11 protein-coding genes are annotated in these 13,893 nt (G+C 65.1%); 7 read left to right on the forward strand and 4 right to left on the reverse strand.

All coding sequences use genetic code 11. The features are described 5' to 3' along the window. Nucleotides 1-79: 79 nt before the first annotated feature. From AC1REM_RS06705 to AC1REM_RS06730, 6 genes are all read left to right on the forward strand, one after another. Nucleotides 80-1,546 (forward strand): sugar transferase, encoded by a 1,467-nt coding sequence (locus AC1REM_RS06705; RefSeq protein WP_492513924.1) that lies wholly within the window; start codon nucleotides 80-82, stop codon nucleotides 1,544-1,546. A 68-nt stretch (nucleotides 1,547-1,614) separates the two neighbouring features. Next, a complete protein-coding gene (locus tag AC1REM_RS06710; RefSeq protein WP_492513925.1) occupies nucleotides 1,615-2,658 on the forward strand; it encodes a glycosyltransferase family 2 protein in 1,044 nt (347 codons plus the stop codon). Beyond that, a complete protein-coding gene (locus AC1REM_RS06715; protein ID WP_492513926.1) occupies nucleotides 2,655-4,178 on the forward strand; it encodes a lipopolysaccharide biosynthesis protein in 1,524 nt (507 codons plus the stop codon). The genes AC1REM_RS06710 and AC1REM_RS06715 overlap by 4 nt, the downstream gene beginning before the upstream one ends. Further along, nucleotides 4,171-5,574 carry a Coenzyme F420 hydrogenase/dehydrogenase, beta subunit C-terminal domain gene (locus tag AC1REM_RS06720; protein ID WP_492513927.1) on the forward strand — a complete coding sequence of 468 codons (1,404 nt, stop codon included), beginning with the start codon at nucleotides 4,171-4,173 and terminating at the stop codon, nucleotides 5,572-5,574. The genes AC1REM_RS06715 and AC1REM_RS06720 overlap by 8 nt, the downstream gene beginning before the upstream one ends. Continuing rightward, nucleotides 5,571-6,764, forward strand: a complete 1,194-nt coding sequence (locus AC1REM_RS06725) for a polysaccharide pyruvyl transferase family protein (RefSeq protein WP_492513928.1) — start codon at nucleotides 5,571-5,573, stop codon at nucleotides 6,762-6,764. Before AC1REM_RS06720 ends, AC1REM_RS06725 begins: the two co-directional genes overlap by 4 nt. Next, on the forward strand, nucleotides 6,761-7,651 hold the full coding sequence (locus tag AC1REM_RS06730) for a glycosyltransferase (RefSeq protein WP_492513929.1): 891 nt from the start codon (nucleotides 6,761-6,763) through the stop codon (nucleotides 7,649-7,651). Before AC1REM_RS06725 ends, AC1REM_RS06730 begins: the two co-directional genes overlap by 4 nt. Before the next feature lie 7 nt (nucleotides 7,652-7,658). Here the strand turns inward: AC1REM_RS06730 and AC1REM_RS06735 are convergent, their stop codons facing one another. From AC1REM_RS06735 to AC1REM_RS06750, 4 genes are read right to left on the reverse strand one after another with little or no spacing between them, the layout of a single operon-like run. Continuing rightward, nucleotides 7,659-8,789: an EpsG family protein gene (locus AC1REM_RS06735; protein WP_492513930.1), complete on the reverse strand. Its 1,131-nt coding sequence runs from the start codon at nucleotides 8,787-8,789 to the stop codon at nucleotides 7,659-7,661. 7 nt (nucleotides 8,790-8,796) lie between these two features. Beyond that, entirely contained in the window at nucleotides 8,797-9,747 is a 951-nt protein-coding gene (locus AC1REM_RS06740) for a glycosyltransferase family 2 protein (RefSeq protein ID WP_492513931.1), read from the reverse strand. A gap of 13 nt (nucleotides 9,748-9,760) precedes the next feature. After that, nucleotides 9,761-11,143, reverse strand: a complete 1,383-nt coding sequence (locus AC1REM_RS06745) for a tyrosine-protein kinase domain-containing protein (RefSeq protein ID WP_492513932.1) — start codon at nucleotides 11,141-11,143, stop codon at nucleotides 9,761-9,763. Nucleotides 11,144-11,175: 32 nt separating this feature from the next. Next, nucleotides 11,176-12,537, reverse strand: coding sequence for a tyrosine-protein kinase domain-containing protein (locus AC1REM_RS06750; protein ID WP_492513933.1), 1,362 nt, complete (start codon nucleotides 12,535-12,537; stop codon nucleotides 11,176-11,178). A gap of 84 nt (nucleotides 12,538-12,621) precedes the next feature. Between AC1REM_RS06750 and AC1REM_RS06755 the strand changes: the two genes are divergently transcribed. Beyond that, a complete protein-coding gene (locus AC1REM_RS06755; RefSeq protein ID WP_492513934.1) occupies nucleotides 12,622-13,797 on the forward strand; it encodes a hypothetical protein in 1,176 nt (391 codons plus the stop codon). The last annotated feature ends 96 nt before the right edge of the window (nucleotides 13,798-13,893 follow it).

Raw genomic sequence — 13,893 nt, forward strand, 5'->3', positions numbered from 1 at the left:
GGTATCCTGTGTATTGGCTGAGGGTGACGTTTTCGAGTCTCAGTGACAACGAAGAGGAAGCGACAGGTCCGGGGGGACGATGGCGATCACGGTGAACACGGCGCTGAACATGCCGACCGTGGAAACACCCGAGGTCCGCCCGAATCAGGGCTGGCGGCAGAGCATTGCACGCTGGCTGACCCTCAGCGACACGGTCGTCGTGGCGTTGGTCGTCTTCATCACACAGTATTTCTGGCTCGGCTTCCAGCCGGAGTTCGGAGAAGTGCCCTACTGGGTGATCTCTTTGGTGATCGTTCTGGCGTGGAGCTGGGCGCTCGGCCTGAACGACTCCCGCTCCTACCGAATTCTGGGAATGGGCGGCACCGAATACGTTCGCGTCATCTCGGCAAGCCTCCGCCTGTTCGGTGTGATTGCGATCATCGCCTACCTTGCGAAGGCCGATATCGCGCGAGGTCTGCTTCTGCTCTCGCTTCCGATCGGGATCATCGCGCTCGTGTTCTCGCGTTTCTGCTGGCGACTCTGGCTCCTTCGGAGGCGTGCGCGCGGGCACTTCGCTGCGCGCGTCGTCCTCGTCGGAACCGCGCGCTCGGTCAAGCGGCTGGCCGCGGAGCTGCGTCGTGCACCGCAGAGCGGGTTGATCGTCGTGGCAGCGTGTCTGCCTCCGGGGCAGAACCTCGCGGCGTCGGTCGGCTTCCCGGTTCTCGGCGACACGGAGGATGTCGTCTCGGTACTGCGGAAGACCAACGCCGATACGGTAGCGATCACCTCAGCCGACGAGCTTCCGATCGAGAAGGTCAAGCAGATCTCGTGGGCGCTCGAGGCCGGACAGCAGCATCTGATCCTCGCGCCGAGCATCATCGATATCGCCGGCCCGCGAATGCACATTCGTCCGGTGTCCGGTCTGCCGTTGATTCACGTGGAGACGCCGAAATTCAGCAACGGGCAGCGTCTCGGCAAGCGACTCTTCGACATCGTGGGCGCAATGATCGGTGTCCTTCTGCTTTCGCCGGTGTTCCTGGCCGTCGGCCTGGCGGTGAAGCTCTCCTCGAAGGGCCCGCTCCTGTACCGTCAGGTACGCATCGGCCGCAACGGCACCGAGTTCCGCATGCTGAAATTCCGCACGATGCGCGTCGGCGCGGACCAAGAGCTCGCAGGGCTTCTCGATCTGCAGGGCACGAGCGATCGTCCGCTGTTCAAGGTGAAGAACGACCCTCGGATCACCGCGGTCGGGCGGTTCTTGCGACGCTACAGCCTGGACGAACTGCCCCAGCTCTTCAACGTGATCGGCGGATCGATGAGCCTCGTGGGTCCGCGACCTCAGGTCGCCGGCGAGGTGGCCCTGTACGACGATGCGGCACGTCGACGGCTGCTGACTCGTCCCGGCGTGACGGGGCTCTGGCAGGTCAGCGGCCGTAGCGCCCTGAACTGGGAGGAAGCCATCCGCCTCGACCTCTCGTACGTGGAGAACTGGTCGTTCACCAGCGATCTTGTGATTCTCGCCAAGACAGTGAAAGCGGTCGTCGCGCCGGGCGAATCAGCCCATTGACGTCGCGCCCATACTCGAAAGTGTCAGACACCACGTTGGATTCCTCGATCTGTGAGACGACGGCTACCGTGTCCGTCGTTCTTCCTGTCTACAACGGGGATGTCGGGCTCATCGACCGGGCCGTCGACAGTGTGCGGCAGCAACGGTGCCCCCACTGGGAGCTGGTGATCGTGGACGACGGCTCTGAGCCCCGTGTCGCCGATCACCTCGATTCATACCCGGCGATGGACCATCGGATCACAGTTCTGCACCAGCTGAACGCGGGAGTCTCGGGGGCGCGTAATGCCGGAGTGGAGTCGGCGATCGGCGACTACGTTGCCTTCCTCGACGCCGACGACTGGCTCCTGCCCGGCTTCCTCTGTCAGGCCAAAGGCCTCTTGAAGAAGCTGCGTGCCGATGTCGTCTTCGGCGCGATGGAAGTGCGAACGGACAGCACAGCGTTCTGGCGTTCGGGCGGACCGAGCGCGGCAGACGCGAGAGTCGCAGACTCGGCTTCGCGGCGGGAAGCGGCGATGCGCGCGTTCTCGGATTCTCCGTCCCCGACAGAGGCGTCCTCGGTCCTGTCGGTCACGAACGCCGTCGCGGCGGTGTACGCGCGACGACTCGCACGCGATCAGAAGTTCCCCGTCGGCGTTTCGCACGCGGAGGATCGGCTCTTCACCGCAGGAGTGCTGACTCTGAGCGATCGCGTCGTCTTCTGCTCGGAGCCCTGGTACGTCTACGACCAGACGAGCGAACAGGGCGTGACACGAAATGTGAGCAGCGATACGCCGGAGCAGTTCGCCCGCACCGTGCGAGCGATGGCGGATCGGGCAGCCGTGTCTGCCGAAGATGAGCAGCTTGCGCGTGCTGCTGCGGGAGGCATGGTGAACTATCTGAAGCTCGTCGCAGCTGTCGAGGGGGCATTCCCTCACATCGTCGCCGGAAGAGGGGTCTTGCGTCCGCTCCTCGGTGAGGCCCGCGTGAGGACCGCAGCCCGCGCCTTCCGCCCGACGCGTGTTCGCGATGCGCTGGTGGTCATGCTGATCCGCATCCGGTCCGCCGTCGGCCTGCGAATCCTCGGACGCCTCTGGGTTCGTTCGGGTGCGCTTGCGATGAGGCCGCCCCTGTGACGGCCCGGCGAGGACGAGGTCCGTCAGACGCGGGGGCGGCGACGCCGCAGAGCAGCCTCTCCGCCACAGGGATGCGCGGCGGCAGCATCACCCTGATCGGCAGTGCTCTGAGCTTCGTGCTTCAGCTGCTCTCGCTCATGGTGCTGTCCCGCCTGCTCCTGCCGTCTGACTTCGGAATCGTCGCGATGGTCGCCATGTTCGTCGCGCTGGGCAACCTGCTCCGGGACTTCGGACTGCCACTGGCAGGACTGCAGAAGCAGATACTGAGCCCCCAACAGGCTTCGAACCTCTTCTGGGCCAGCGTTTCGATTTCACTGCTCTGTTCGCTCGCCCTCGCACTTGCGACGCCGCTCCTTGTCGCGCTGTTCGATGAGCCGCGCCTGCATGATGTCGTCCCGCCGCTCGCGCTGGGGGTGTTCCTCGGGGGGCTTTCCGCGCAGATCCAGGTTCAGCTGGCGCGATCGATGAAGTTCAAGGCGCTGGTCGCCAGTGATCTCGTCGGTCAGACGCTCGGACTCGTCGCCGCCATCGCCGTCGCGATCGCGGGCGGAGGGTACTGGGCGCTGGTCGTGCAGACCCTTGCCGCAGCCGTCGTCACCCTCGTGTGGCGATGGGTTGCTTCTGCGTGGCTGCCGGGGCTGCCGAAGCGTGGCCACGACACTCTCGGCTTGCTGCGCACGGGTGTCACGTACGGCGCTGCTCAACTGCTGACGTTCGTGCAGAGCAACGTGGATTCACTGCTGATCGGAACCCAGCTCGGAGCGAGCGCACTCGGATACTACAACCGCGGATTTCAGATGCTGACCGCCCCGGCTGCCCGGCTGCTCGATCCTCTCACCCAGGTGGTCATCCCTCTGCTGAATAGGGCGAAGGGCGAAGAGCGCGACCCGGATGACATCCTCTACAAGGCCCAGTTCATCGTGGGGGCCTTCATCGTCTGGATCTTCGTTTCGACCGCCGGTACGGCGCCCGCACTGGTCCCGCTGGTGCTGGGCGCACAGTGGATGCCGGTCGTGCCCATCTTTCAGATCCTCGCGGTGGGCGGCTGCTTCTGGGTCTTCAACCACGTCAGCTACTGGGCATTCATCTCGAAGGAGAAGCCGAAGGAGCTGCTTCTCTACAATCTCGTCTCGAAGCCTCTCGCGATCATCGGCATCGTCGTCGGATCCACGCATGGTATTCTCGGGGTCGCTGCGGGGTACACGGCGGCGATGGCCATCTCGTGGCCGATCAACCTCATCTGGCTGGCGAAGACCGCCGATTTTCCATCGATGCGTTTCCTCGTGAATGGTGTTCGTGTGCTCTGTGCAGGTGCCGTCGGTGCCGCCGGAGCGGTGGGGGGCTTTGCGCTCGGGAATATGCTCTCGCCGCTCATGGGCATCCTCGTCGGACTGGTGGCCAGTACCGCGCTCATGTTCGCCGCGCTGGCCGTCATGCCGGGGAGTCGAGCGCTCCTGCGGGGCACCATCGCCAGCGCTCGGACGCAGTTGATTCGAGTGGGAAAGGACTCCGATGCATAGGATCGAGGAGACGATCACTCGCGGCATCTGCATAGGCTGCGGAGCATGCAGTGCGGCAACCGGCGGAGCCGTCAAGGTGACGCTGGGGCGGACTCGTCTCTATGAGGCCGAACTCGGGGGTGTGCCTGAGGAAGCACTTCGCGTGGCGAGTCGCGTCTGCCCCTTCTCGGACGAGTCGCCGAATGAGGACCAGCTGGGTGCACCACATCCTGATGCCGACATGGTGCACGACACCAAACTGGGCACGTACTCCTGGACGTTCGCGGGGAGAGTCGCCGACGAGGAGTACTTGAAGGGCTCGAGCTCCGGGGGACTGGCCTCGTGGTTGACTCAACGACTGGTCAGCGCGGATCTTGTGGATTCGGTGCTGTCCGTCGGGCGGACCGCGGGCTCGGAAGGCGAGGAGCTGTTCCGTTTCGGTGCGAGTGAGAATCCTGCCCGGGAGGACGCCCGCAAGTCCCAGTACTACGCCACCACCATGGCGGACGCGCTCGCTCAGGTCATGCAGACTCCGGGGCGTTACGCGATCGTCGGGGTGCCGTGCTTCATCCGTGCCGCACGAGCGCTCGCGAGGGAGAATGAGACCTTCGCGACACGTGTGCAGTACTTTGTGGCTCTCGTCTGCGGACACTTCAAGACGCATGCGTTCGCGGACTCTCTCGCGTGGCAGGCCGGTGTGCACCCGAATGACGTCCAGGCGGTCGATTTCCGGGTCAAGGACGGCGCCCGCACAGCGAACGACTACGATTTCGCGGTGAAATCACGGACGACCGCAGAGACCACCCAGGTTCCGATGCGCGAGCTCCTCGGTGGGAACTGGGGGCACAGCGCCTTTCAGCCGGAAGCCTGCAACTTCTGCGATGACGTCGTCGGCGAGACGGCCGACGTCAGTTTCGGCGATGCGTGGCTGCCGGAGTACACGCCCTACTCGTTCGGCACGAACGTGGTGGTGAGCCGCAACCGGACGATCGATGCCCTCTTCCGGGACGCCGCGGAGAGCGGTGAACTCCACCTCTTCGAGGAGTCTGCCGACCGCGTGGCTGACTCGCAGGCGGGCGGTTTCCGGCACCGGAGGGAAGGCCTCGCGGTTCGCCTGGCGGATGATCTCGAGGCAGGGCTCTCCGTGCCTCGGAAGCGAGTGGTGCCGTCGACGTCTGCCGTCTCGGAGCGGCGGGCTGCTCTCATACGCCAGAGGCGGAAGATGGCCCATGAGAGTCATGCGGTCTTCAATCAGGCACTCGAGACGGATGATCTTTCCCTTTACCTCCGGCACTACCTGCGAGAAGCAGCGCGGTATCGGCGAATCGAGCTGAAGGTGCATCAGAGGATCGTGCAGAGACTGAAACGCGCCGCACGACGGACAGTGAACTACCTGCAGAAATGGACGAGCAAGTGACGTCGGATTCCCTCCTAGTCGAGAACCACGGTTCGCCTGCACAGGCGGGTCTGATCGCCCACTTCAGCCGGGACAATTACGGCAACCATCTCGTGAACTATGCGGCGAAGACGGTGCTGGAAGAGTGTGGATACACGGTCGACGTCCTGGTTCCGAGAGGGGAATCGGGCGAGAAGACGATCCTCTCGAAGATCAGGCGGCTTCCGAGGAAGCTCCGCCGGCTGGGCATCAGGGGAGCGCTCGATCGTGTCCGGGGCCGCATCGGGCGACTGGGCGCACGCCCGGACGCGACCGGCGACATCGACGTCATCGCACGTCGGCACGAGCTCTTTGACGCTTTCGCGCAGGAGCACCTGCAGCCAGTTCCTTTCGCTCGCGAACGTCGCACGGAGTTGACTCACAGCTACGCCAGGTTCGCCATCGGGAGCGACCAAATCTGGAACTTCGACTATGACGTCGACGGCACCAGCTTCGCTGATTTCGCGCCCGCGGGAAGCGCGGTGGTCCTCTCGCCCAGCGTCGGGCACGGGCAGATCCCGGACGAGTGGCGTGCCTCCTATCGGAGGTGGCTCGCGCGCTTCGATGAGGTAGGCATTCGCGAGGACGAATGGGTGGCCTCGCTCGGACAGTTCGAAGGGCAGCCGCGCTACACGCAGCTCCTCGATCCGACTCTTCTGCTCGACGCGCACCGTTGGTCGGAGATCGCTGCCGACCGCGATGAGACCACCGGACGAATGCTCGTCTATCACCTCGGTGCGCTGCCGAGCGAGGACGAAGCACTCATCGCCGAGCTCTCATCTGCTCACGACCTGCCCGTTGAGCGGCTCTCCGCGCACAACCCCGGGCCCCTTTGGGCGAGTAACGCATCGGACTTCATCGGGTTGATCCGCTCCGCTGACCTCATCGTCACGGACTCGTACCACGGCGCGATCTTCTCTTTCCTCTTCAACAGGCCCGTTGTGATCCTCGAGCGACGTGGATTCGCAGGAGCCATGAACACCCGTATCCGGACGCTGACATCGAGTCTGGGACTGGAGGATCGTCTCGCCAGCAGAATCGCCGCGTCCGACGCGCTCTCCTACGACTACACGGATGCCTTCGACCGGCTGGCGCAACGACGTGAGCAGTACAACGGGTATCTCGCCCGGCATGGCCTTGAGCGGCGCGTCGCGGGCGGGGGGAGCCGATGAGCGGCATCGTCGCGGGCATTGTCACGTTCGAACCGGACCTCGAGCGTCTGAGCCAAAATGTGAAGGCTGTCGCGAGCCAGGTATCGCATGTCTTCGTGTTCGACAACGGGTCCTCGAACATCACCGAGGTCGCGGCGTTGCTGGATACGATTCCCGGTGCCGAACTGCTCCGGTCCCCGAGCAACGTCGGAATCGCGGCAGCGCTCAACAGGCTTGCCGAAGCCGCCGAGGGCCGGCACGCTGACCGGATCGTCACCTTGGATCAGGACAGCGTGTGCTCGCCCGGAATGGTCGACGCACTTGACCGCCAGCTGGCCGGACGCGTCGGCATGTCCACCCCGTTCATCGTGGATCGCAACAAGATGAGTCTCGAAGCGCACGCCGCGATGAGCCTTCCGGAGATCGAGCGGTACCGGCAGCCCGCACGGCGGGGGGCCATCACCTCGGGTGCGCTTCTTCTTCTGCAGGCCTGGAGGGAAGCCGGCGGATTCGACGAACGGTTCTTCATCGACTACGTCGACTATGACTTCAATCAGCGCCTCATGGCGTCGGGATGGCAGATCGTGCGCGTCAACGCGGCGACGCTGTTGCATGAGGTCGGGAAAGCGTCGCCGACCTGGCTCTTCGTGCCGCGGCGTGGTATGTCCGGAGGGTGGCGTCTGGAGCGCTTCTACGCGTTCGGGCACAGCGCCGAGAGGTGCTACTTCAAGGCGCGCAACCGGATTCTCTTCACCCGCAAGCATGGAAGAGCATTGGGGATCACACACGAGGGCGTCTGGCAGCTCCCGCAGCAGATCGCACTGACTGTTCTCTTCGAGCGCGATCGTCTTGCCAAGCTGGCGAGCTTCATGCGCGGCGTCCGCGACGGCCTGGCGTTGAAGATGTGACGTCCGCTCAGCGGGAGAAGACCCACTCATACGGAAGCACTCCGTGCGCGTTCCAGACGAGAGTCTGGAAGACGAAACCGGTGAAGAAGGCCGCGCAGACGACGAACGTCACCGCGCGCCGATTGAACGATGAGCGAATCAGCGACAGTGCGAGCGGTACTGCGATCAACTGGATGGGCGCGAAGTAGTAGTTGAGGCGCGAGAAGAGATAGGCGATGACCAGCGTGGCGAGGAAGACCACCACGTTGACGATCGAGAGGTTGACGACGGCGTTCGTGTATCCGTCGCGCTCCTTCAAGCGGTGGGTCGTCACGATCACCAGTACGAATGCCGCGACCGTCGTGAAGATGGCGGTCGGGTGCACGGATCGTGTCACGCCGTAGTCGGACGTGAAGTACCACGCGTAGTTGGGTGCGAACTGCTCGACGAGGGTTTGAAGCAACTGTGGGGCCGCCAGCACCAGTCCGACGAGTAGTGCGATCAGCAGAACACGGTTCGCGCGATTCAGGCGGATGAGAAGGAGAGGGAGCGCAGCGAGCCAGATCAGTGCACTGCCGTGGAATGACGCGGCGAGCAGCGTCAGGAGCACGAAGCGAACGTACTTGTGGCGCAGGGCGTACTCAATGGTGTTGAGGAGGATCGCCACGGCGAGAGCCTGCTTCACTGCGTTGAAACTCTCCAGATAGAAGCCGCCGAACACGAAGATGAAAACGGAGATGGCCGGGCTGAGAGACATCCGCAGGAAGAAGCGGTAGTACAGGGCGAGCGTCAGAAAAGAGGTCGCGAGGAAGATCCCCTGGTAGTCGTCGGTGACGGTCGCGACCAGCCTGTTCAGAGCGAGATATCCAGGTTCCTGCTCAGGTGCCGCGCCGCCGCCTCGGATCTGCTCGAACAGAGGCGCATAGCGCGCCCAGTAGTCTGTGCCGATGCCGTAGCGGAATCCCGCCGGGATGAAAAGCAGCAGAAAGCTGACGGCGAGGGCGAGGAAGTTCTTGATCGAGCGTCGGTCGGTCAACAGTCGCCGCTCCAGCTGCGGAGACTCCCAAGAGATCGCGTGCAGTGGGCTCTTCTGGGCCACGCGGCCCCGGTAGAAGGCGATCGAGAGCGTGGCCAACAGCCCGCAGATGATGTAGATCATGTCTGGCTCATGCTCTCAGTAGTTGAAACGCCTTGCGGAGAAGGCCCTGCTTGAAGATCCGATGATGCACGACGATCCTGATGCGCTGCACCTTGTTGCGGGAGATCGAGGAAGCGTAGGCCTCGACGATGCTTCTCTTCTCAGAGGGCAGTTGCGCGCCGTGCGCTCGGATCAGCTCCGCTGCTTGGGTCCATGTCTGCGAGAGCGGCTGCGCTGACTTGCCGAACACCTTCCGGAGGATCAGCGCGAGGCTGCCTCGGTCGACGGCGCCCAGGGTGTTGGTTTCGTGCTGCCGATACTCGATGAGCGGATCTGGGACGAAACGGATGGCGCCTGTGGTGGAGGCGAGAAGAGCGAGCCACCAGTCGTGCATGATCACGTTCTCCGGCCGAGGAAGAGATTCCCGGTGGAGGCGGGCCAATGCCGCATTGAAGAGCATCGCGCATCCGGGGATGGAGTTCTCGACGAGGAGACCGGGGAACATCCGCTGATGAGGATCGACGCGCATCCGCCGCTGAAACGAGTCGGCGATCGTCGTGCGATCGTCGGCGACGACACGGAGATCCGAGTACGTGAGAACCGGCTGGTGGGGAGTCTCGGCTTCGACCGCCTGGCAGACCGTCAGCATCTGCGCGAGCTTGGCCGGATGCCACACGTCATCCTGGTCGCAGAGCGCGAAGTAGGGGGACGTGGCCTCCTGCGCGAGAAGCCGAAGGAAGTTCGACTTCGCAGACCGTGAGACGGCGGGTTCGAGAAGTGTCACCCGTGAGCTGTAGCGACGCGCGAACGACCGAACGATATCCAGGGTCTCGTCCACCGATCCGTCGTCGGATACGACGAGGCGCCAGTTCTCATGCGACTGCGCAGCGATCGACTCCAACTGCTCGGAGATGAATCGCGCCCCGTTGTAGGTGGCGAGAAGTACCGTGACCTCGTCCTCGTGCCCGTTGGCTGCCATCAGCTGGTCCGCATCACGTGGGCGAGTCGAGTGGTTCGCCGTACTGCCCGTACTGACCGTATCCGTAGGAGTCGGGGCCCTTGCTCGGCAGCATCGTGACGACGACACCGACGAGCGGACCGCCCGCGGTCTCGAGCGTGCGGACTGCAGCCTGCAGCTGCTGCTTCTTGGTCTTCCCGGAGGCGGCGACCATGATCGCGCCGCGCGTCTTCTTGGCGATCAGAGCCGCGTCCGTGACGAGAAGCAGCGGGGGAGCGTCGACGAGTACGTAGTCGAAGTGCTTCGAGAGCGACCCGAGCACGTGGTCCATCGCAGCCGAGCCCAGCAGCTCACTGGGGTTCGGCGGGACCGTGCCTGCCGGCAGCACGAAGAGCTTGCCGGTTCCCCACTTCTGCAGGGCGTCGGCGAGCTCCACCCGACCGACCAGCACATCCGTGAGGCCGATCGTGCCATCGATGTCCATGTACTGGGCGACGCGCGGGAGGCGCAGGTCGCCGTCGATCAGCGCGACGCGAGCGCCGAGCTGCGCGAGTGCGATGGCAAGGTTGGCGGTCGTGGTCGACTTTCCCTCGCCGGGGCCCGAACTTGTCACGACGAAGCTGCGAGGGCCCTCATCGACGTTCACGAACTGGAGGTTCGTCCGCAGTGTGCGGAAGGACTCCGAACGGGGCGAGCGCGGGTCGGCGTGCACGATGAGCGGACGCTTCTGCGCATCCGGATCGAAGGCGATGCCGCCGAGCATGGGGCGGTCCGTGACGTGCTCGATATCGCTGAGCGAGTGGATGCGTGTGTCGAGGACGGTCCTGAGGGCTGCTGCGCCTGCGCCCACAGCAAGGCCGAGCACCGCTCCCATCGCGATGAAAAGAGGAATGTTCGGGCTCGACGGCTTCGTCGGTACCTGCGCCGATTGGACGACACGTAGCTGCACCGCGCTCTCCGCGCCCTCGGTGCGAGGGGGTTCGAGCGTCGTCTCGACGGCTTCGATGAGGCTCTCCGCGACAGCATCCGCGATCCTCGCCGCCATTTTGGGATCGCCGTCGGTTGCGCTGATCGTCAGGATGACCGTGTTCAGCGCGCTCGTGGCGGAGACTCGGGATGCGAGCGCCGGGGCGGTCGTGTCGAGGCCGAGCTCATCGATCACAGGGTCGAGTACGAGACCGGTCGTCGCGACCTCGACGTAGCTCGTCACGACCTGGCGTGCGAAGGTCGTGCCCTGCACCAGGTCACCCGTCGCCGCGCCATCCGTGCGCACGGAGACGTAGATCTGCGTCGAGCTCTGGTACTTCGCGGGCGTCGTGAAGCCGATGGCGGCACCGGCTCCTGCGCCGACGATCAAGAGCACCAGCAGCAGAATCCAGTTGCGGTGCAGAATGCGGACGTAGTCGCGAAGTTCCATGAATGTCGTTTCGTATCTGTGGTGAATCTCGGTCAGCCCGCCGGCTGATCCGCATAGGTGTAGGCGTTGTCCGCCACACGGGGCGTGCGCATGGCGATGAGTCCGAGCACATTGCCGCCGATCTTCTCGAACGCTCCCAGGGCCGCTGCCAGCGCCGGGCGACGAGTCGAGCCCACTGCCGCGACGAGCAGCGCGCCATCTGCGAACCGAGAGACGACCGCGGCGTCGGTGACGGCGAGCACGGGAGGTGCGTCGATCAGGATCACGTCGAAGCTTGTGCGAAGGTCGTTCAGCGTCTGCTCCATCGTCGCCGAACCCAACAGCTCAGCGGGATTGGGGGGAAGCTGGCCGGAGGCGAGGACGAAGAGTCGGCCCGTGCCCCACTGCTGCAGAACGTCCGCGAGACCGGCTCTGCGGCGCAGCACGTCGGTGAGTCCGACGCTGCCCTCAAGGCCGAAGAGAGAGGCGATCGTCGGCGCGCGAAGATCAGCGTCGATCAGCACGACACGCTTGCCGGTCTCGGCGATCGCAAGTGCGAGGTTGGCGAAGGCCGTCGACTTGCCTTCACCCGGCGCGCAGCTCGAGACGACGAAGGTGCGGCAGCGCTGGCGATCATCCCCGCCGACGAAGTCGAGGTTCGTGCGCAGAGCGCGATACGCCTCCGAGTCCGCGCCGCGCGGTGAGACGGCGACGCTGAGGGCGCTGCCCTTCTCGATGAGGGTGTCGGGAATCGCGCCGAGCAGGGGAAGGCCTGTGGCCGACGTGGCCTCCTCGACCGTCTGAATGCGCGTGTCGAGGATCTGGCGCAGCAACGCCACGCCGATACCGACGGCGAGGCCGATCAGCGCGCCGAGAGCGATGTTGAACAGGGGCTTCGGTGCAGAGGGGACCGAGGGGGTGATGGCGGGCTGCAGCACCTCGATGCGCACCAGGCTGTCGTCTTCGCCCGACGTTCCCTCCAGTTCGTCCGCGACGATGGTCGCGAACTGCTGAGCGATCTCGTTGGCGATCTGCACGGTCAGCACGGGGTTTCGATCGGTGACCGTCACCTCGATGTTCTGCGTGTTCACAGGGTTGGACGCGGTGACGCGACCGGCGAGCGCGGCGGCGTCGGTGTCGATGCCGAGCGCATCCGCAACGGGCTCGAGAACGAGTTCCGTCCGGATGATCTGCGCGTAGCTGTTGGCGGCCTGGCGTGCGTAGTTGCTCGAGTTCGCCAAGTTCCAGGAGCCCCCGTCGCTGGGCGTCACTCCGACGAACAGCGTCGTGGACGCCTGATACCGCGGCGCGGTGTTGGCAGCGATCGTGAACCCCGCCGCTGCTCCGATCAGCAGGCACGAGAGGACGATGAGCCAGCTGCGCTTCAGAGCGCGCAGATAGTCGCTCAGTTCCATGCCCCTCCTGCCAGGAACGTCGTGCATCCCCGCTACGATGGGGCACTGCATACAATTCCGACCAACCCTACCTCAGGAGGTGCCGTGTCCTCGCTCGACAGTCTGTTCGCCGGTGATCAGGCGACACGGCTCGTCGAAGCGGCGCGAGCGGACGGCCGACTCGACGCGATGGTGGGGACGGCGGCACCGAGTTCCGCCCCCGTCGACCATGTCGTCGAGCGACAGCGGCTGCAGCAGCTGGTGGGCGCAGCGGGCGGAGTCGTCGCCGGCGCGGATCCCCGCGCGGTTGCCGCGCTTCCCGCGGCCGTCGAGACCCGAACCAAGGCGCGCTCGCGCTTCCTGCGTCGTCAACGTCGAGACTGGCTCGCCGTTGCCTCGGCGGCCGTGGCGATCGTCGCCATCGTCGGAGCGAGCTTCGTCGGGGTACGTGCGGCCGTGGCATCGACGCCGACGGATGATGCACGTACCCTACTGGAGTTCGGAGAGGAAGCACTCGCGAGTTCCGTCGCAGGAGTCAACACCGAACGGAAACGGGTCGAGGCCACCCGGGCCGACATGATGGCCGCCGCAGAGCTCTCGGCGGCGACCTTGGCCTCGTTGGCGGGAACGGCGGATGAGGCGCTGCGTCAGAGTGCGCTCGCTGCCCGCGATATCTACGTCGCCGAGGTGAACGCGATCAGTGTTCCGACGGAGGTCGCCCCGTTCGAGGCGAAGAATGCTGCTCCCGATGCATCGCTCGCTGAGATCGGCGCCGCGCTGGAAGCGGTCAACGCCCGTCAGGTGGAAGCGGATGCCGTGCATCAGGAGCTCCGAGACCTGCGCAAGGCCTTGGAGTCGAAATGCGATGCCTACCGTCTGACCGTCGCGCCCCTGGCTGATTCGATGATCGCGCTCGCCGCCGCATCTCTCGGCGAGAATGTCGAGGCGCTTCCCGAGTTCCGCGCAGCAGTGCAGAACGCGGTGGATGCCTTTGCGGCTGCTCGCACGACGGGGCGCGTCGGCTGGGCAGAGATGCAGCTGCTGGGCGCTGCCATTGTCGCGCTTCGCGCTGACGATGAGCGGGCCATCAGCGAGGCCGCCGAAGAGGACAGCAGCGGCTCGTGGACTCCGCCGGACGCCGGTGGAACGGCGACGCCAGGCCCAGGCGTGACCGAGCCTGGCTCCGGGGAGCAGGGCTCCGTCGACCCGGCCCCGGGCGAACCCGGTCCCACAGAGCCCGGTGTCACAGAACCTGCAGGTGGGGGCAACGCGGGCGCTTAGCGCTTGGTCCGTCCGTGTCGGAGGACACACAGGCGTAGCGCCCGCATTTGGACGCACGCCGGGAGTGTCGTAGACTAGCACCCTTGGTGCCCGACT

It is taken from the genome of Microbacterium sp. GW823-FHT02G05 (genome assembly GCF_058797175.1).